Annotated in this window: 24 protein-coding genes; 13 read left to right on the top strand and 11 right to left on the bottom strand. The window is 67.9% G+C overall.

Features of this window, described 5'->3' with window-relative positions; genetic code table 11:
• Positions 1 to 7: 7 nt before the first annotated feature.
• The 5 genes from BKA25_RS00755 to speD are packed head-to-tail and all read left to right on the top strand — an operon-like array spanning position 8 to position 4,133.
• Entirely contained in the window at positions 8 to 1,117 is a 1,110-nt protein-coding gene (locus tag BKA25_RS00755; protein ID WP_069852917.1) for an NAD(P)-dependent oxidoreductase, read from the top strand.
• Positions 1,114 to 1,905, top strand: a complete 792-nt coding sequence (locus BKA25_RS00750; protein WP_069852918.1) for a class I SAM-dependent methyltransferase — start codon at positions 1,114 to 1,116, stop codon at positions 1,903 to 1,905. Before BKA25_RS00755 ends, BKA25_RS00750 begins: the two co-directional genes overlap by 4 nt.
• On the top strand, positions 1,902 to 2,627 hold the full coding sequence (locus tag BKA25_RS00745) for a methyltransferase domain-containing protein (protein WP_069852920.1): 726 nt from the start codon (positions 1,902 to 1,904) through the stop codon (positions 2,625 to 2,627). The genes BKA25_RS00750 and BKA25_RS00745 overlap by 4 nt, the downstream gene beginning before the upstream one ends.
• The gene (locus tag BKA25_RS00740; RefSeq protein ID WP_069852922.1) at positions 2,582 to 3,736 is read left to right on the top strand and encodes a hypothetical protein; all 1,155 of its coding nucleotides are present in this window, start codon (positions 2,582 to 2,584) and stop codon (positions 3,734 to 3,736) included. Before BKA25_RS00745 ends, BKA25_RS00740 begins: the two co-directional genes overlap by 46 nt.
• Before the next feature lie 19 nt (positions 3,737 to 3,755).
• Positions 3,756 to 4,133: an adenosylmethionine decarboxylase gene (gene speD, locus BKA25_RS00735; RefSeq protein WP_069852923.1), complete on the top strand. Its 378-nt coding sequence runs from the start codon at positions 3,756 to 3,758 to the stop codon at positions 4,131 to 4,133.
• Between the two features lie 51 nt (positions 4,134 to 4,184).
• Here speD and BKA25_RS00730 read toward each other — a convergent pair whose 3' ends face one another.
• From BKA25_RS00730 to BKA25_RS00715, 4 genes are all read right to left on the bottom strand, one after another.
• Positions 4,185 to 4,331, bottom strand: coding sequence for a DUF397 domain-containing protein (locus BKA25_RS00730; protein ID WP_084643482.1), 147 nt, complete (start codon positions 4,329 to 4,331; stop codon positions 4,185 to 4,187).
• A 67-nt stretch (positions 4,332 to 4,398) separates the two neighbouring features.
• A complete protein-coding gene (locus tag BKA25_RS28760) occupies positions 4,399 to 4,587 on the bottom strand; it encodes a DUF397 domain-containing protein (RefSeq protein WP_512699140.1) in 189 nt (62 codons plus the stop codon).
• 97 nt (positions 4,588 to 4,684) lie between these two features.
• On the bottom strand, positions 4,685 to 4,885 hold the full coding sequence (locus BKA25_RS00720; RefSeq protein WP_069852925.1) for a DUF397 domain-containing protein: 201 nt from the start codon (positions 4,883 to 4,885) through the stop codon (positions 4,685 to 4,687).
• On the bottom strand, positions 4,872 to 5,747 hold the full coding sequence (locus tag BKA25_RS00715) for a helix-turn-helix domain-containing protein (RefSeq protein ID WP_084643483.1): 876 nt from the start codon (positions 5,745 to 5,747) through the stop codon (positions 4,872 to 4,874). The genes BKA25_RS00720 and BKA25_RS00715 overlap by 14 nt, the downstream gene beginning before the upstream one ends.
• Positions 5,748 to 5,950: 203 nt before the next feature.
• Here BKA25_RS00715 and BKA25_RS00710 point away from each other — a divergent pair, with 203 nt between their 5' ends.
• The 4 genes from BKA25_RS00710 (at position 5,951) to BKA25_RS00695 (ending at position 7,346) form a co-directional block, all read left to right on the top strand.
• Entirely contained in the window at positions 5,951 to 6,151 is a 201-nt protein-coding gene (locus tag BKA25_RS00710; RefSeq protein ID WP_069852927.1) for a hypothetical protein, read from the top strand.
• A gap of 118 nt (positions 6,152 to 6,269) precedes the next feature.
• Positions 6,270 to 6,668, top strand: a complete 399-nt coding sequence (locus tag BKA25_RS00705; RefSeq protein WP_157421321.1) for a hypothetical protein — start codon at positions 6,270 to 6,272, stop codon at positions 6,666 to 6,668.
• Between the two features lie 15 nt (positions 6,669 to 6,683).
• The gene (locus BKA25_RS00700) at positions 6,684 to 6,863 is read left to right on the top strand and encodes a hypothetical protein (RefSeq protein ID WP_069852931.1); all 180 of its coding nucleotides are present in this window, start codon (positions 6,684 to 6,686) and stop codon (positions 6,861 to 6,863) included.
• A gap of 57 nt (positions 6,864 to 6,920) precedes the next feature.
• The gene (locus BKA25_RS00695) at positions 6,921 to 7,346 is read left to right on the top strand and encodes a hypothetical protein (RefSeq protein WP_157421322.1); all 426 of its coding nucleotides are present in this window, start codon (positions 6,921 to 6,923) and stop codon (positions 7,344 to 7,346) included.
• Here the strand turns inward: BKA25_RS00695 and BKA25_RS00690 are convergent.
• The 5 genes from BKA25_RS00690 to BKA25_RS00670 are packed head-to-tail and all read right to left on the bottom strand — an operon-like array spanning position 7,330 to position 11,773.
• Positions 7,330 to 8,196: a heme ABC transporter ATP-binding protein gene (locus BKA25_RS00690; RefSeq protein WP_157421323.1), complete on the bottom strand. Its 867-nt coding sequence runs from the start codon at positions 8,194 to 8,196 to the stop codon at positions 7,330 to 7,332. The two genes, BKA25_RS00695 and BKA25_RS00690, sit on opposite strands and share 17 nt — an antisense overlap.
• Complete coding sequence (locus tag BKA25_RS00685) at positions 8,196 to 9,317, bottom strand: FecCD family ABC transporter permease (RefSeq protein ID WP_084643484.1); 1,122 nt, start codon at positions 9,315 to 9,317, stop codon at positions 8,196 to 8,198. The genes BKA25_RS00690 and BKA25_RS00685 overlap by 1 nt, the downstream gene beginning before the upstream one ends.
• Positions 9,314 to 10,333 carry a heme/hemin ABC transporter substrate-binding protein gene (locus tag BKA25_RS00680; RefSeq protein ID WP_069854182.1) on the bottom strand — a complete coding sequence of 340 codons (1,020 nt, stop codon included), beginning with the start codon at positions 10,331 to 10,333 and terminating at the stop codon, positions 9,314 to 9,316. The genes BKA25_RS00685 and BKA25_RS00680 overlap by 4 nt, the downstream gene beginning before the upstream one ends.
• Positions 10,320 to 11,081 (bottom strand): neocarzinostatin apoprotein domain-containing protein, encoded by a 762-nt coding sequence (locus tag BKA25_RS00675; RefSeq protein WP_157421324.1) that lies wholly within the window; start codon positions 11,079 to 11,081, stop codon positions 10,320 to 10,322. The genes BKA25_RS00680 and BKA25_RS00675 overlap by 14 nt, the downstream gene beginning before the upstream one ends.
• Entirely contained in the window at positions 11,081 to 11,773 is a 693-nt protein-coding gene (locus BKA25_RS00670) for a biliverdin-producing heme oxygenase (RefSeq protein WP_069852937.1), read from the bottom strand. Before BKA25_RS00670 ends, BKA25_RS00675 begins: the two co-directional genes overlap by 1 nt.
• A gap of 432 nt (positions 11,774 to 12,205) precedes the next feature.
• On the opposite strand from BKA25_RS00670, the gene BKA25_RS00665 reads away from it, so the two are divergent.
• From BKA25_RS00665 to BKA25_RS00655, 3 genes are all read left to right on the top strand, one after another.
• Complete coding sequence (locus tag BKA25_RS00665; protein WP_157421325.1) at positions 12,206 to 14,206, top strand: neocarzinostatin apoprotein domain-containing protein; 2,001 nt, start codon at positions 12,206 to 12,208, stop codon at positions 14,204 to 14,206.
• 544 nt (positions 14,207 to 14,750) lie between these two features.
• Positions 14,751 to 15,590, top strand: a complete 840-nt coding sequence (locus BKA25_RS00660; RefSeq protein WP_069852941.1) for an SDR family oxidoreductase — start codon at positions 14,751 to 14,753, stop codon at positions 15,588 to 15,590.
• A gap of 108 nt (positions 15,591 to 15,698) precedes the next feature.
• Positions 15,699 to 16,103 carry a hypothetical protein gene (locus tag BKA25_RS00655; protein WP_069852942.1) on the top strand — a complete coding sequence of 135 codons (405 nt, stop codon included), beginning with the start codon at positions 15,699 to 15,701 and terminating at the stop codon, positions 16,101 to 16,103.
• Between the two features lie 12 nt (positions 16,104 to 16,115).
• Here the strand turns inward: BKA25_RS00655 and BKA25_RS00650 are convergent, their stop codons facing one another.
• Positions 16,116 to 16,469, bottom strand: a complete 354-nt coding sequence (locus BKA25_RS00650; RefSeq protein ID WP_069852943.1) for a MerR family transcriptional regulator — start codon at positions 16,467 to 16,469, stop codon at positions 16,116 to 16,118.
• Between the two features lie 52 nt (positions 16,470 to 16,521).
• Here BKA25_RS00650 and BKA25_RS00645 point away from each other — a divergent pair, with 52 nt between their 5' ends.
• Positions 16,522 to 17,352, top strand: a complete 831-nt coding sequence (locus BKA25_RS00645; protein WP_069852945.1) for an NAD(P)-dependent oxidoreductase — start codon at positions 16,522 to 16,524, stop codon at positions 17,350 to 17,352.
• A gap of 13 nt (positions 17,353 to 17,365) precedes the next feature.
• Here BKA25_RS00645 and BKA25_RS00640 read toward each other — a convergent pair whose 3' ends face one another.
• Positions 17,366 to 17,821 (bottom strand): NUDIX hydrolase, encoded by a 456-nt coding sequence (locus BKA25_RS00640; protein WP_069852947.1) that lies wholly within the window; start codon positions 17,819 to 17,821, stop codon positions 17,366 to 17,368.
• Positions 17,822 to 17,844 lie beyond the last annotated feature (23 nt).

Below are 17,844 nucleotides of genomic sequence, written 5' to 3'. Positions count from 1 at the left end.
GGCGCAGATGCCCGACAGTACCGACCTCGTAATCGGCTTCCCGCGCGAATCCAGCGTCGGTGACCGGCGTACGTTGCTCACCCCGGCGGTCGCGTGCGTCCTGGCCGAGGCGGGGTTCGAGGTTCTTGCCGAACCGGGCCTCGGTGCGGGGGTCTTCTGCGACGACGCCGAGCTCACCGCGCAAGGTGTGCGGTTCGCCGCACCGGATGAGGTGTGGGCCGCGCCGCTGGTGTTGCGCTACAAGTCCGTCAACCCGAATGAGCTGTCTCGGTTGCGGCCCGGTCAGTCGATCGGCGCGCTGTTCCACGCGGAGGGCGACCCCGCTCTGCTCGCCGCGTTGACGGACAGCGGCGTCACGGCATACAGCTACGAGTTCCTCGAAGAGGATGGCCGATTCCCGATGGCGGCCCCCGGTGGGGAAATTGCCGGTATCCAGTCGATTCTGTATGGCGCACAAGCACTTCAGACTGTCGAAGGTGGACGCGGGGTGCTGCTGGCCGAGGTCGCCGGAGCGGTCACACCCCAGGTGGTGGTGATCGGGTGCGGCACCGTCGGTGCGGCTGCGGCCCGCACCGCTGCTGCGCTCGGAGCGCGGGTCACCGTCCTTGCGCGCTCGCAGGACTCGGCAAGCCGGTACCTGCCGGATGCCCCGGCTGGCGTACGGGTCGCGGTCAACACGCCGGAGCTGCGCTCGCGCGTCCTGGCCGAGGCGGACCTCGTCGTCGGCGCGATCCTGATCTCGACGTTCGACACGCCTCCGATGATCACCGAGACCGACCTGCGCGGGATGAAGGCCGGCGCGGTGATCGTGGACGCCACCTGCGGGTATGGCGAGGGCTACTTGCCCACGGCAGGGACGGTTCAGCAACCGGGCGATGCCCCGCGCGTGACTCAAGGCGTGCTCCACGTGAAGCTCGACGCCCTCCCGGCACTGGTGCCGGTCACCACGACTGCGGCGTACACCACTAACGCCGCGCCGTACCTGGTGCGCCTGGCCCGTGTCGCCTTGTCCGGCGTGAGCGACGCGGCGATCAAGACAGCCCGGATCGCCCAGGGCGGCCGACTGGTGCATCCGGTGTGCCGTCAGCACGCCCTGTTCTACGGAGTCCCGGCGTGATCGCGACCAGCGACGCCGTCACCGTGGTCCAGTCCTACGTGCGACGGGCACGGTTCGCCCGCGCCGAAGCCATCACCGTTCGCTGGCCCCGGCTGCTGCGCGGGTTACTGCGCACCGGCCCGCACGTGGCGGAAATCCCGTGCGGCACAGGGCATTTCGTGACCGAGTACGCCCAGGCAGGCGCCACGGTGACGCTGGTGGACGCCTGTCCGGAGATGCTCGCCGCCGCCGTCGAGCACGCGGTCAACGCCGGTGTACCCGCCGAACGAACGGTCTTGGCGGTGGCCTACGTACACGAGCTGGAGTTCCTTTCCGAGGTCGAGCTCGTGGTGATGCCGAACGCCGCGCTGAACCAGCTCGCCTGCCAATCGTCGCTGACCGACATGCTGACCGCGCTCCGGCAGGCACTGCGTCCCGGCGTCGAGGTGCTCGCGCAGGTGGCGTGCACGCATCCCGATGGCGGGGTGGACTCCGCCACGTTCTACGACGCTGCCCGCCAGCATCGGGTGTGGTTACCCGACCGCTGGTTCGATCCCGCCCACGCCGGTGGGGCGGCCCTGCGGCGTCGCCGTCAGCACCGGGACGATGCCCGGTTGCGCATCGAGTTCGACTACGTCGACCCCGCAGGACACAGCCTCTACGCGACCACGGTGGAGCTGGCCCTGTTCTCCATCCAGCAGCTGCGGAACGCGTTCACCACCGCCGGATTCGTCCACGTGCGGTTCCTGCCCGGACAGGGCGGGCTGTCCGAGGTCCTGGCCACCACCAATCCCGGAGCCCAGCGGTGAGCGGGAACGAGACCGTGGCCGACGCGAACAAGTACTGGCGGCGCTACTACGCCGAGCGGTTTCGCTTCGGCCTGGGCACCGAGGACATCCTCGCCGCCCTGATGACCATCCCGCCCATTCCGACCTGGGTGGATCTGGGCTGCGGATCGGAGTCGATGCTGTGGGCTATCGCCCTGCGCGCCCAGCAACTCGTTGCGGTCGACGTCGATCGCACACGGCTAAAGATCCTGGGCCGGTTCGCCGAACTCGCCCGGCCTCGCGGCGTGCACACGACCGCACTGGCGCTGTGCGGGCGCGCCGAGCCCGACGATTTCCTGGCACGCTGCCGCTCATTGGTCGCACGGGTCTGCGCCGACTGCCTGAATGGTTCGCTGCCAGCCGACCTGACCGCGACCGCCTTCGACCTGGTGACCCAGTTCGGGTTGCTCGGCTTGTGCCGCAACGACGAGCACTTCACCACCCGGTTCGCCGAGATTCACCGCCTGCTCGCGCCGGGCGGCTGGACCGCCGGCGCCAACTGGGTTGCCCGCGACCGAAGCGGGCGAGTCCAACTGAACCGTCGGCTCTACCAACACGCCGCCACCCAGGCAGGCGTTCACCTGCTGTTCCTCAAGCGGATCACGACCGCCGATCCCGAGTTTCCCGCCGTGTGGACCTACGTCGGAAGGACAATGCCATGCCCGCCAGCCGAACCGCTCAGCCACCAGACCGAGGGGAGATGATCTTCGCCCCGGTCGGGATCGCGCATCTGACGAGAGACAACACCGATCTGCTGCGAGCCGCAGCCTGCGGCAAGCAGCGGCTGCGCGTCACGACCGCCGCGCAGCTGAACGGCACCCCACACATCGGCACCGTCGTCACCGTTCTCTCGGTATTCGCCGTCGCCAGCCACGCCGTAGACATCTTGAACCTTCCGGCGACGGTCATCTTCGACGCGCTGGACAACGCCCCGGCCGAGCAGGTCGAGATCGACGGCGAGGTCTACACCCGTACCGTGGGCGACCTCATCGACTCCGGCCACATCGACCGCGCAGACCGGGTCTCCGGGTTCGAGCGGCTGCTGCGGTGGGCGGCGGACCGCTCCCAGGTGCGCTACGAGTTCCGGCCGTACTCGATCTACCAAGCGCTGCCGCCGGTACGGACTTGCCTACACATCATGGCGTCCCGCCTGGACGATTTCCGGCCGATCGTGGCCCCGGCCGACGGGATCATCCGCATCCGACCACGCTGCCCCGAGTGCCGCCTGATGGAGAAATCCGCGAAGAATCTGTCGATCAACGCGGGCGACGGAGTCGTTCACCTCGACTCGCTTTGCCCGGTCCACGGCCGCTACGCGGAGACCATCGACATCAGCGGCACGGACGGCTGGTACGACGCGAACACCCCGGTCCGCTCCATCCAGAAAGGATTCCTGCTCGCCGCCGAGGGTGAGCTGTATCAGGCGTGCTCGGTATCGGTAGACGGTGCGGACTGGGGCGGTGCCTGGCACGCCCACGTCCTGGCACCCGCGCTTGCGACGCTGGGCATCCCGGCCGCCGAATGGCCGGTCAGCGTGTTCACCCCACTCCTGCTCGACCGCAGCGGCGGCAAGCTGTCCAAAACCCTCTACGTCCGCTACGGCGCCGCCTACGCCGATCTACCCGAGGCGTTCCTCAACCTCGATGTCCTGCTCGACCAGTACGGCGACGATGCGCTCGACGCAATCTGGACCGAGGTCACCCGCTGGGCGGCCGAACCGAGCCGGCTGCACCGCTCCTACACCGTCGACTACCTCGCCGACCTCATCCGCACCCCAGCCAACGCCCCGGCCCTCGATCGGCGCTCGGTCTGACCAATCCCCGGAGGTCCCCGTGATCCACGCCGTCTACGACATCACCGGCTGCACCATCCCCAATCCCGAATCCACCGAGCTGTTGGAAGCCATGCGTGCCGCCGTCGCTCGACTCGGCTGCACGGTGCTCGGCGAACTGCCCGTGGTGTTCCAGCCGCACGGCGCCACCTGCGTGCTGGTGCTGGCCGAGTCCCACCTGACCGTGTCCACCTGGCCCGAGCACAACCTCGCGCACGTCGACCTATTCACCTGCCGTGCCGATACCGACCCGGAAGAGGCGATCGCCCCGATCCTCGCCGCGCTCGGCGGGGAAACTGTGCACGGCCAGCGAATCGGTCGGCTCGGCCCCACCGGCATCGCTGCTGCCTCGGCGCCGGCAGGGGCGGGTGTCCGGTGACGAGCCTGCGGGAGAACGTCCGCGACTTCTCGCCGGAGCTCTAGGAGCAGGTCAGTAATACCGGTTGGCCTTCACCGCAGTCAGGAACACACTGAACACCGCATCTTCGATCACGAGAGTCCCGCCGCTGCGGTTCTTGGTGTCTCTGATGCCGACCAAGCCGGGAGCCTGCCCGATCTCGACGGTGATGGTCCGCATCAATGGCTAGAGGACCGGAAAAACAGCCTCCGGCCCGGCGTGGTCCGGAGGCTGTTCTCGGGGCAGGTCAGCCGAGGCGGTTGGTCTTCACCGCGGTCAGGAACGCGCCGAACGCCGCGCGTTCGACCACGAGGGTGCCGCCGTCGCGGTTCTTGGTGTCTCTGATGCCGACCAAGCCGGGAGCCTGCCCGATCTCGACGCAGTTGGATTGAGCCCCTGATCGATGGGACTTTGTCCAGCGGCTATGTCTGGGCATAGATCTCATCTCCTTGACGGTGACGGTCCGCATCGATGGCAAGAGGACGGAAAACAGCCTCCGCCCGGCGTGGTCCGGAGGCTGTTCTCGTGGCAGCTCAGCCGAGACGGTTGGTCTTCACTGCGGCCAGGAACGCGCCGAACAGCTCCCGATCTACAACCAACGTGCCGCCATCCCGGTTCTTCGTGTCCCGGATACCAACCAAGCCGGGGGCTTGGCCGAGTTCGACGCAGTTGCCTTCCGGCCCACTCCGGGCCGTCTTCCGCCACCCCCACAGGGAGTTCTTAGGTACGGTCATAGAGTTCGTCTCCTCGACGGTGGTGATCCGCGTGCGTCGCGATCAGCTGGACCGACTCTTCCGGACTCATCGAGACGTCCAGGAGGTTATCCCGCGCCTCTATGAATGATCTTGTGGTCAGCCTCGCGTGCACAAACGTGGAAGCGTTGAAGTGCTCCAGCTGGATCACCGGGTCAGCCTCGGCGAACTCCATGACAAACCATCCACCGACCATCGCATGGTGGTATTTCGAGTCGATTGATATCACTCGGATGTCGATGCCTGGCTTCGTGGCCATCCACGCCAAATGGTCGAGCTGCTCCGCCATCACCTCGCGTCCACCGATTCGGCGGATGAGTCCCGGCTCGTCGATGATCGCTGTGAACGTCGGGGCGTTCGGTCCGTCGAGTACCCGCTGCCTGCCCAGCCGGTACAGCACTCGGCGTTCCACCTCGGACGCGGGGAACCTGTCCGGCGCACTGGACATGATCGCCCGTGCGTACCCCGGCGTCTGACACAGGCCGGGGATCAGGACCGACGAGACGTCCGTGAGCGCGACGGCAGAGCGCTCGTAACGGGCGAGCGTGTCGAGCTGCGTCGGTGATCCCTGTTGGCTGACCTCTGACCACGTTTCGCGGTCGACGTCTCGGGCCATCTCCAGGATTCGCTCCCTGGTGGACGGGTCGGTCCCCAACGCGCCAAGAATCGTTGCCGTTTCGTTTTCTTTCGGCACCCTGGAACCGCTCTCATACCGAGTGATCCGGGAGTGCGGGGCGCCGATCCGTTCGGCCAGACCACGCTGTGTCAGGCCCGTTGCGTTGCGGGCTTCCCGCAGTGCAGCGGCCAATGCACGTGCCCGCGGCGATCGATTGTTGCCTGCCATGGAACCAGAATAGCGCGAATCGGTCGTTGATTCGCCCAATGCGATCTGATTTCAGTTTTGCGCCCTGGACCCGGTCCAGGATTATGGGCCATGGACCACCTAATCAGGGTGGCGATCCTGGAGGTGGCGATGGCACTCGTCTTGCTCGTCCTCGCAGCGCTCGGCGCCTGGTACACCGCTCTCCAGATCTACTGGCTCGTCCGATGACCGCCCCGATCGCGGACCACCTGCCCGCCGCGACCGACCGCCGCTGGGGCGGCGTATTCCGCCGCCTCGAACACCGCCACGACCCGGCCTATGGCTCCGTCGCCGTCGCGGTCTGCGGGGCGATGGTCAAGCGCATCGGGCCCGACGAAACCGTTCCGCCCTGTCCCGTCTGTTTCCCATTGGAAGTGACCCGATGACCGATCTTGTTTCCCTACCTCGCTTCTGGCGGACCGGTGAACTTCGGCGGTTGCGTGCGAAGCGCATCCGCCCGTATCTCACCGCCGCGATCCCGTGCGCGGCCTGCGGAGGGCACCCGTGACCACGTCGACTTCGACCTCGACCCCCTGTGTGGCCACCGTCCTGGCCCACACCCACACCGGTCAGCCCGAGACGCTGGTGTTGATCGCCGAGCAGCACAGCCGCGCGATCACCCTCGCCGTCAAAGGCCGGGGGCTAGCCACCCTCACCGCCCGCAGCGCCGAACGGGTCCACCAGGTCCTGACCACCGACCGGCCCAGCGCCGCCCTCGAGCTGCCGGTACTCGGCCGGGGCAGGCAGACCGCCACCCTGCGCATCACCGTCCACGGCATCGGCGTCCACCTCGGGTTACTGACCGGCCGGACTCTCACCCACCGGTGGCGCATCCACTCCCGCCCGGCGTTCACCACCGCCACCGCCCGCGCGATCGCTTACCTGGCCACCGACCACACCTGACGAGGAGCCCCGCCGATGTTGAAGCCCTGGATGCACAAACGCCCCGGCGAGACCGACCGCGAGGTCATGCATCGCCGCTCCCGCACCTGCTACTACTGCCCCCGCGAGGACACCACCGTCGACGAGAGCATCGAACACGAGAAGACCCACGAGAGGCCCGCGCACAAACCCACCACACCACCGACCGCCGACTGAACAACGACGTCCCAGGCGGAAAACCGCTACACGGCAATGACAGTTCGGGAGTCACTGATGCTGCTGAATGGCCTCGCCGGTACCGCTGCGGGCGGACTGGCACTCATGGTGTTCGGAATTGCGCTGCTCTGGTTCTCCTTCGGCGCACCGGTCTCGGTTTTGGCCGGTCACCCCCACACCACCGCCCCGAAACCCAGGCCACCCGTCGCCGAGGTCGAGCACTATCCGGCCGACCCGCCACCCTTCGACGACTACGCCTACGCCCCGGTGCACTACGACCCCACCGCAGGCGATGCCCTTCTACTCCGAGAGACAGCCGATGACGCCGACACCGACACCGATGACTGGTTCAGCGTCGCCGCCATCACCGCACGCTGCGCCCAGACATCGCCGGCCGCTTCCCGGACACCGGCAGGCCCGGCCGGTTACGTGACCGCTTTCTCCGGCACGCTCGATGTTCCGATGCTCAAGAGTGCGGCGTGATCAATCCATCGGGTTCCACCCGCATCGGAACAATGAGCTGCATTCCGGTGCGGGGATGGGTCAACACCTCGATGTCGTGGCGATAGACCTCACTGAGCAGTTCGGGTGTCAGTACCTCCGCCGCCGTCCCGCAAGCGACCAAATTGCCCTCGGCGAGCACCGCCACTCGGTGGGCATAAGCCGCAGCCAACCCCAGGTCGTGCAACACCACGACCACCGCATCGCCCTCGGCAGCCCGCTCCCGAGCCACCGTCAACACCGCCTCTTGATGGCGCAGATCCAGCGCGGCGGTCGGCTCGTCGAGCAGCACGATCCCGGTTTGCTGCGCCAACACCCTGGCCAACGCGACCCTGGCGCGCTCCCCACCGGACAGTGCGTTGAAGGGTCGATCGACGAAGTCGGTGACCCCGGTCCTGGTCATCGCCTCCGTGATCGCGGCCTCGTCCTCCGTCGGGGTCGCGATGCTCCGCCACGGGGCCCGGCCCATCCGAACCACATCCAGGACGCTGAAGGGAAAGGACAGCGTGATGTGCTGCGGCAACACCGATCGATAGCGGGCCAGCTCGGCGGCCGAGAATCCGTCGAGCGGTTGCTCGTCCAACCGCACGGTGCCAGCGTGCGGCCGACGGTCGCCCGCCAACACCGCGAGCAGGGTGGATTTGCCCGCCCCATTGGGCCCGACCAGTGCCAACAGCTCACCCGCCCGCACGTCCACGTCGACCCCGGACAACACCGAGGCACCACCCAGACGCACCCCGACCCCGGTGGCGGAGATCGCCACCGCCCCGGTTTGCCTACGCTCGGCCGGTCGGCGCCGCGTGGTCCAGCGGCCCAGCCAACCTGTCGTCATCACGCCCATCCGCCGGGCCCCGTCCTCGATTTACGGATCAACCACAGGAAGAACGGCCCGCCGACCAGCGCGGTCAACACGCCGAGCGGCAATTCTTGGTGCTCGATGAGGTTGCGCGCCAAGAGATCCGCGCCGACCACGACCAACGCCCCGCCCAAGGCGCTGGCGGGCAACAACAACCGATGGCCGGGTCCGGCGATCAGCCGGATCACATGCGGCACCACCAGACCCACGAAACCGATGACCCCGGTGAAGGCGACGCCCGCCGCCGTGAGCAGGGCCGCAGTGATGACCAAGCGCAGGCGCAACCGTTCGACGTCCACCCCGAGATGGCGGGCGGACCGTTCGCCGAGGGACAGCAGATCCAGTCGGCGCGAATCGCGGAAGGACACCGCCAGGCCGACCGCCACACACCCGAGCACCACCCACACCGCAGGCCACAGCGCCCTATTGAGACTGCCGAGATTCCAGAAGGCCATCGTGGTGCGGACATCGTCGTCGGCGAGAAAGGTGAAGAAGCCGATGACCGCTCCCGCCAGGGCGTTCACCGAGATGCCGGTCAGGATCATGGTGACGACGTCGGTGCGCCCCTCGGTGCGAGACAGGCCGTAGACCAGCAGCGTCGTCAACAGCCCACCGATGAAGGCCGCGACCGCCATCGTCGCATTCCCGAAGGTGGTCAACCCGAAGACGATCACCGTGAACGCACCGACCGCCGCGCCGGAGGACACCCCGATCACGCTGGGCTCGGCCAGCGGATTCCCGAAGACGCCCTGCATGACCGCGCCCGCGCAGCCGAGTGCGGCCCCGACCAGCACCCCGAGCAACACCCGGGGAAACCGCACGTTCCACAGGGCACTCTGGCCCTGCGGATGTGTCGGCAGCGGTCCGATCTCGATGCCCAGCCAATGCAGCAGCGAACCCAGCACCTCCGCAGGCGGCACCCGGACCTGGCCGACCCCGGCGGCGACGATGCACACCACCAGAAGCCCGCCGGTCAGCACTGTCAGCAGCCCACCTCGGCGCAGCCGTCGCGCGATGCTGTTCCGGTTGGACGGTCGGCGGGTTCCTCGTGGCTGGTTCGTTGACTGCCGGGTTTCGTCCTGCACCGTGGAGCTCATCCGGCGCGTTCGATTCTGGCGGCGAGGTCCACCACGATCTGGCCGGTGCGCGGCCCGAAGCTGAGCAGTGTCCCGTCGTCCACATCGACGACGCATCGATTACGGCCCGCCGGAGTCTGTGCCACGCCGGGCACCTCGACCAGCCCATCGACGCCGCCGACCGATTCCAGGCCGCCGGACATCATCAGGATGACGTCGGGCGCCGCATTGATGAGTGCCTCGCTGGTGATCGGCCGGAATTTCTCGATGCCGATGTCGCTGCCCGCATCGATCCCACCGATGGCCTCGATCATCGAATCGGCCCCGGAACCCTCGCCCGCCAGCAGATACACCCCGGCGCTGCCCCGCAGGTAGAGAAAGGCGATGCGCGGACTCGGTCCGGCCGCGCCGACCTGGTCCAGGGCCGAGGCGAGCTCGGCCTCGGTGCGTTCGATGAGCTGCTCCCCGGCCTCGGGCACTCCCAGCGCCTCGGCCACCACCTCGATCCGGGGGGCGATCTCCTCGATCGACCAGGCCTCCTCGAAGGAGACCACCGGGACGCCGGACTCGCGAAGCTGGGTGATGACCTCGGGTGGTCCGATGCTGGAATCGACCAACACAACACTGGGGTCCAGGTCGAGCACGCCCTCGGCCGACAGGTCGTGGGCCTGGGTCACCACCGGCAGGTCCTCGGCCTGCTCGAAGGTGGTGGCGATGTCTCGTCCGACGACGTTGTCCCCGAGTCCGAGACTGAACACGATTTCGGCGAGGGAGCCGTTCAGGTTGACCGCGAGAATGCGGCTCACGTCGGTGACCTGCACCTCGGTGCCGTCGGCCGAGGTGACGTCGACGGGGAGTTGTGGGGTCGGCGCCGAGTCGATCGGGTCGACGGCGACCGATTCTGCTGCGGATTGCGCTGGCACACAGGCGAACGGGCTGGATTCGGTGGCCTCGTCGCCGGGGATCGAGCAGGCAGAGAGGAAGCAGGCTCCCAGTACCGCCACGGCCAGCCCGGCGGCGTGATCAGCGAGACGCATCGTCGGTCGCCTCGCGGTTCGCGGCTCGGTCCGCATCGGATTCGGTGGCCTCGGGATCCGTTTCGGTGGCAGGCGTCGTGTCGGTGCGCTTCCGCCGCACCAGCAGGAAACCGAGTCCGATCAGCACGAGCAGTCCGATGGCACCGCCGATCAGGACGGGGCTGGTCGAGGTGTCCTCCGAGACCGGGGCGCTCTCGGCCGATTCCTCCCCGTCGGCAGCGGCCTCGGCCGCGCCTGTCTCGGCGAAGCTGATCGGGATCAGCACGTCCTGGCTGCGGTCGGCGGTACGCAGGTGATCGGTCCGGGTGACGACGCCGCAGGGCGTGGCCAGGCAGTCGGTGAACTGGTCTTGAGCCTGCACGGTCAGTTCCACGGTGAACCCGCCGCCCGGTTCGTAGGCGGTGGCAAGGCCTTCGCCGTAGGGCGGTGGATTCGACGAGATCCAACTCGACGCGCCGCTCTCGCCCTCCATGTCGACGCCGCCGAGGCACGGCCCCGGTTGGCCGCCCGGTTCGGGCAGCACACACAACGCGACGTAGATGCCCTTGTTCTCGTCGAATCCGCTGCCGGTGACGGTGACCTGTTCGCCTGCGGGGTCCAGTCCCTCGGTGCGAGAGACGGTCAGGGTCTGCCCCGCCGCGCCCGTTTCCTCGGTGCCGCCGGAGGTCGATGCCAGCGCGGTGCTGCCCGCCGCCATCGGCGCGACCAGCAGTGCTGCGCAGAGTCCTATCGTTGCAACGAACCGCATCAGGCTACGTCCTCGGTGTTGGCAGGCGATGGGATGCGCGGCAGGTACACCGCAGCGAGGTCGACGAGCATGTCGGTGTTGAGCTGGTAGGCGAGCAGGGATTCCTCGATGACGCGATCCTGCTCCTCGTCGTCCCAGCCGGTGTCGTCGAGTAATTCCCGGTACGCCGCCTTGAAGACGGGTGGCTTCGGGATCAGATCGAAGGCGTAGAAGCGGGCGCCATCGCCGTCGATTCCGTAGACCTCGGCGAGTCGGCGACCGACGATGCGCCCGCCGGAGAGGTCACCGAGATAGCGGGTGTAGTGGTGGGCGATGAACCCGCCCGGCCAGTCGAAGCAGACCTCACGAATCCGGTCCAGATAGCGGACGGTCGCCGGGGTCGGTTCGAGGTGGTCTCGCCACTGTGGACCGTGCAGGTGTCGCAGGTCGGCTTCGAGTGCGGCGGTGCGCGACAACTCGTCGAAGACGAACCGACCGGCGATGGGGTCGGTGCGCATCCGCGCCGAGGCCTCCTCCAACAGCGAGTACAGCTGGTAGTGCTGCGCGACCAGCCCCGCATAACCTGCACGGGACAGCTCTCCCCCGAGAAGCGCGTCCAGGTAATCGGTGTGACGGGCGGCTTCGTGCCAGTTCCGACCGCGGTCTCTGAGTCGTTCGGCGAAGCCCGTCTCCCGAGCACTCTTCGTGTGCATTGCACCCCTGCCTGAGGTCCATGAGTGGAACCGGTTCGGATTCGGCCACCGTCGCGCGGGTGGACCCGAGCGCGAGCCCTGCGGCCGACAACGCCACATCGCAGCTGGTCACCGCCGCTACGACCGACGAATTCCCCTCCAAGCCAACCTTGTTGACTATCTCAGATTAGGTTAGGCTCACCAAAATTAACATAGGGAAGCCTTGCCAAAGTAGACAGCAGGTTCCGGGGAAGTACCGCGCTGCAAGCGGTCTGGCTTGCCTCCCGACCAAGACCACGTGCCGAGCGAATGACCGCGCTGGCGCCGTGGCGAGACCCGGCAGCGGTGTGTCGAGGCACCGACCGCGGCTCGTCCCATCAGCAGTTCCCGATCACCCACCACTCGTCGGCGGACACCGAACGACAATCCGACCTAGTAGGAGTGCTGCACGACATGAGGACGAGTGGAAGACGCATCACCGACCGGCTGAGATGGCCGGTCGCCGCCGCCATCGCCGCGACGATGGCACTGGGCACGGCCGTTCCCGCGATCGCCCAAGCGCAGGGCGACCCCGGTCCGGAGGGGCAGCAGATCACCGTCTCCAAGACGGCCGATCTCGACCGCGCCGGTGAGACCATCACCGTCACCGGCACCGGATTCGACATCGCGAAGGGCATCTACCTGGCCTTCTGTGTCGACAATGGCCCGGGCGTCACCCCGAGCCCCTGCATCGGCGGGGTCGACATGACCGGCGAGAGCGGCAGCTCGGTATGGATCTCGTCCAACCCGCCGCCCTACGGCGTCGACCTGGCCAAGCCCTACACCGACGAGGGCGACGGTCGAGGCGGCTTCGAGTTCGACCTGCGGCTCGCCTCGTCGGACGAGTACACCGACTGCCTCGACGAGGGCGTCGTCTGCTCGGTGATCACCCGCGCCGACCACACCAGGGCGGGCGACCGATCCCAGGACGTCCGGGTTCCGGTGACCTTCGCCGAACCTCGGCCCATCGCCGACCCCTCGGTCACGCTGTCCGCGTCCGAGGGCCTCGACCCGGCGGGCGACACCGTCACCGTCTCCGGAACCGGCTTCAACCTGCCCCCAGGCGTTCCCGGTATCTACGCGGTCTTCGGCCCGCACAACGAGGACTACTGGACCGACGCGAGCGTCTACCACTCGGCGGCCTTCCTCACCGCCGCCGACCTGGCCTCGGGAAGCTTCGAGACCGATCTCGACGTCGTCGCCGAGTACGAGACCGGATCCGGCGTGATCGACTGCGTCGCCGTCGGCTGCGAGGTGCTCACCTTCGCCGCGCACGGCTCCACCGACCGGACCCTGGACACCTTCACCCCGGTGTCCTTCGCCGACACCGCAACCGAACTCGACCCCGCACTCACCGTCTCCAAGACCGAGGGACTCGGCGCGCAGGGCGAATCCGTCGAGGTCACCGGCTCGGGCTTCGCTCCGGGCCAGGGCATCTACCTGGCCCAGACCGTCGAATTAGGCGAGGCCGCCTACCCCGAGACCTACACCTCGGCTGCCTGGCTGTCCGCAGTCGACGAATCGGGCACCTTCACCGAGACGATCGAGCTGGCGCCGTCGTTCGAGAAGGACGGCCGAGCCGTGGACTGCGCGAAGCAGGATTGCTACGTCGCCGCGTTCAACGACCACACCGCCATCGCCGATCGCTCCCAGGACGTCTGGGTGCCGATCACCTTCGCCGAGAACAAGGACGTCCAGCAGGAGCCGAACGGCACCGGTCAGGCGACCGGACCGGAGGGCCAGCAGGTCGAGGCGACCCCGGTCGACGACCTCGACCCCGCAGGCGCCGACGTCCGGGTGACCGGCAGCGGCTTCGATGTCGACAAGAACATCTACGTCGCACTCTGCGTGGACAACGGCCCCGGCGCGCAGCCGACGCCGTGTGTGGGCGGGGTGGACATGAGCGGCGAGGCGGGTTCCTCGAAGTGGATCGGCACCGATCCCTACGGTTCGAACCTGACGATCCCGTGGGGTTCGGGCGGTTCCTTCGACGTCACCCTGACCGTGCCCGCCGCCGACGAGTTCGTCGACTGCCGGGAGACGGCGTGCTCGATCATCACCCGCCGCGACCACCAGGCGGGCGGGGATCGCTCCCAGGACACCCGGATCCCGGTGACCTGGGCGGACGGTTCGAATCCCGGTGGCCAGGACGACGACCAGGACGACGATGACCCGACCAATCCGGCACCCGACGGCTCGGGACCGGACGGCTCGGGTCCCGATGGCGACAACCTCGGCCCGGCAGGCAACGGTGGACCCGGTTCGGAATCCGGTCCGAACTCGGCGGTCCGGAACCTGGCGTCCACCGGCATCAACGGCGCATGGCCGCTCTCCTTGGCGGCGGTCGCGCTGATCGGAGCGGGCGGCCTCACGCTCGGACTCTCGCGACGACGTCGCGCCAACGAAACCGAATGAGATAGGGCCGTTGTCGGTCGGTGGGCTCCCCTGCGAACCCACCGACCGACAACGGTATTCGACCGAGAACAGCCCGAAGGCACGTGCTCGGACAGGTCTCACGCCTGCCTGCGACGGCAAACGGATTCCGTCACCAGCGATACTCGCATGCTACGGAACACGGAACTATGTTGAAGCCCGGTCTAGGGCGAGTGGGCGCGCAGCACGCCCCAGACCGGAGTCGACGTATGGGGGCGAACCGATCGAACTGGGAGCGCTCCCAATGATCAAGAGTAACGGGACTGAAATTTGCTGTAAACCCCTGGCGGCTAACGAAGTTCGCATAATGACTACCGCCCGCCCCGTTGCCCGCCGTAAAACAGCCATCCGTCCGGGTGAGAGCGTTCGCCGTTCGGCCGAATAGGCCGCCACTCGACGCGGTCACCATCGATCACAGCCAGCCTACCTGCGGGAGCGCTCCCACAGCTGTGGTCGATGCCGTTTCCCCGCTCGCCTGCGCAAAAAATCCGTCGCCACCGCTGAAGTCCGCGAGCAGAATCGATCGATGGCGTTTCCCTCGAACTCCAGCATCGACGGACCCGGCCGTGATCCGTATCCGCTACTCGGCCGACGCGCGTTGATCACCGGTGTGAGTAGACGACGCGGCATCGGCTACGCCGTGGCCAGGAGATTCGCCGCCTATGGGGCCGACATCGTCTTTCAGCACCACGTCCCACACGACCGGGAACAGCATTGGGGCGCCGATCCGGCGGGCATCGATGGAGTGTCGGCGGGCATCCGCGAAGCGGCGAGCAACCCGCGAGCGCGGATCGAACAGCTTGCCGCCGATCTCCGGGCACCGGCCGCCCCCGCAACGCTGTTCGACACCTCGGTCGAGCAATTCGGTCCGATCGACATCCTGGTGTGCAACCACGCCCAGTCCGCGCCCGACGGTGACCTCGAAGCCATGACCGAGGAGACCCTCGACCTGCACTGGGCGGTGAACACCCGCTCGTCCATCCTGCTGGCCCAGCGATTCGCCGCGCACCACGATGGCCGAGACGGCGGGCGGATCATCTTCCTGACCTCCGGTCAGAATCTCGGGCCGATGACCGGCGAGGTCGCCTACGCGGCGGCCAAGGGCGCGCTGGCGGCGATCACCCCGACCCTGGCCGACCACCTCGCCGACCGAGGCATCACCGTCAACGCGGTGAACCCGGGCCCGGTCGACACCGGCTATGCCCCGCCCGACGCGGTCGCCGCCGTGGCCGCCCGCTTCCCCGGTGGCCGATGGGGCGAGCCCGACGATCCGGCCCGCCTGATCTCCTGGCTGGTCACCGACGAGGGCCGGTGGATCACCGGGCAGGTCATCAACTCCGAGGGCGGGTTCCGCCGCTGGTCTTGATCGGTGGGCAGCCGAGAAATAGGGGTTTTCAATATCACCCGCAGTACCGTAGTCGTCACCATCGGCCGATACTGGAGACAACGGCATCGGCATCCGAAGGAGTCGGCGATGAGGCGATGGTGGCAGGCATTGGCCGCGGCGCTGGTGGTGACCGGCGGTGGCATCGCCGTCAACATCGCGACCGAATCGGTGGACAACGTCCTAGCCTGGGTCGCCGTCGGCGTGGCGACCCTGGCCGGAGCGGGGATAACACTCTGGACCGGCCGGGACGACGGCAAGCAGCACTCGGCCGAGGATGCCCCGGCCGGTGAGCCGCACGGGCGGACCACGCACAACTCGATACACGGCGATGTCAGCGGATCGGTGATCCAGGCAGGCGAGGTTCGGGGCGGAGTGTCCTTCAACTCGCCGCCCAGGACCGTGCAGCAGCGAGCCGAGGCACGGGATAACGCGGTCATCCAGCAGGCGGGCGGCGACATCAATCGCAATCGCCGCGGCGACGACTCCGGTTGATCGGCCGGTCCCTCAGCGCCGCTCGTTGTCGATGATCCTGGTCAGGTTCGACCGGGTGGTCTCCAGTTCGGCGATGGCAGCGCCGATCCGATCACGCTGCTTGACCAGCTCGTCGACCAGTTCCGGGCAGCTGGGCAGCAGACGGCCGTCGTCGGTGACCATGCACGGCAGGACCTCGACGATCTGGGCGGTGTTCAGCCCGGCGTCGAGCAGGACCCGAATCCGCTGCACCGCCGCGATGTCCAGTTCGCGGTACTCGCGATAGCCGCTGGGTAGTCGGCGCGGCTGAAGTAGTCCCTGCTCCTCGTAGTACCGCAGGGCGCGTTCGCTGACGCCGGTCCGTCGCGATAGTTCCCCGATCCGCATTCGCACTCCTGCCTTGACTCTCACGTCAACGTGAAGGTTTAGCTTCGCGAGCATGACATCCGTAACCGTCCTCGGACTCGGGCCCATGGGCCGCGCAATAGCAACCGCCTGCACCACCTCGGGCCACTCCACCACCGTGTGGAATCGCACGCCCGGCAAGGAGACCGGCCTCGACGTGACCGTCGCCGAGACCGCGAGCGAGGCGATCACCGCCAGCCCGCTCGTGATCGTCTGTGTGCTGAACTATCCGGCCGCGCAGTCGATCCTCGACGCCGAAGCGCTCAAGGGCCGCACGCTGCTCAACCTGACCGGAGGCTCCCCCGAGCAAGCCCGCGAAATGGCAACCTGGGCGGCCGACCACGGCATCGCTTATCTGGACGGCGTGATCCTCAACGGCATCGTCGGCGGCCCCGATGCGGCCCTGCTCTACAGCGGGTCGAGCGAGATCTATGCGGCACAGCAGCACACGCTGGCAGCACTCGGTGAGAACGGCCGGTACCTCGGCGAGGACCCCGGACAGGCCGCGGGCTTCAACATGTCACTGCTGGATCTGTTCTGGACCTCGATGTTCGGGGTGGTGCACTCCTTCCAGCTGGCGGCGGCCGAGAACATCAGTCCGGCGGCGTTCAACGGTCCTGCCAAGGACATGACGACGATGCTGCCGGACCTGATCGACCTGGTCACCGCGCACCTCACCAGCCACGAGTTTCCCGGCGACGCGTCCACCATCGACTCGGCCGCCTCGATCCTGGACGACGTCATCGAGACCGCGCGGGCGGGCGGTGTGGATGCCGACCTGCTCCGCGCGGGCCGCGCCGCCGTACAGCGCGCCATCGAGGCCGGACACGGCGCGGAAGGCTTCTCCCGACTCGCGGTGCGGTGATTCCCGTGTGCCGTTAGCTGCGGTCGGTCGCTGGGCGCACTGAGAGCAGATTCGTCCCGTCATGCGCCCGGAACCGTGCACCCGCCCCGGACAGCGCATCAGCGACGCGCACCGCGAAGGCAGGGGTCATCGCGGTAGCGGCCTCGGCAGCGGTCAGCCAGGTGATCTCCCTGGCCTCGCCGTCGACCTTGTCGATCACCGTGCCCGTTGGTACGCATCGAAAGACGAGCGCGATGACCCCCAGTCCCAGGTTCTGATAGACGCCGGTGAGCCGGTTGACGACGACCTCGACGCCGGTTTCCTCCAACACTTCCCGGCGGACGCCGTCCTCGGCGGTCTCGGCCCGTTCGAGGATTCCTCCCGGCGGTTCCCACCGCCCGTTGTCGGCTCGCCGAATGACCAGAATGCGACCGTCCTCGCGGGTGACGACACCTGCAACGCTGACGGAGTACGGCGGCAAGTCGGTCATTCGGCGGGTGTCCTCGGCTGTGT

This window comes from Actinoalloteichus hymeniacidonis, assembly GCF_014203365.1.
In the GTDB taxonomy this organism is placed as follows: domain Bacteria; phylum Actinomycetota; class Actinomycetes; order Mycobacteriales; family Pseudonocardiaceae; genus Actinoalloteichus_A; species Actinoalloteichus_A hymeniacidonis.
This window is presented reverse-complemented; position numbering and strand designations above follow the sequence as displayed.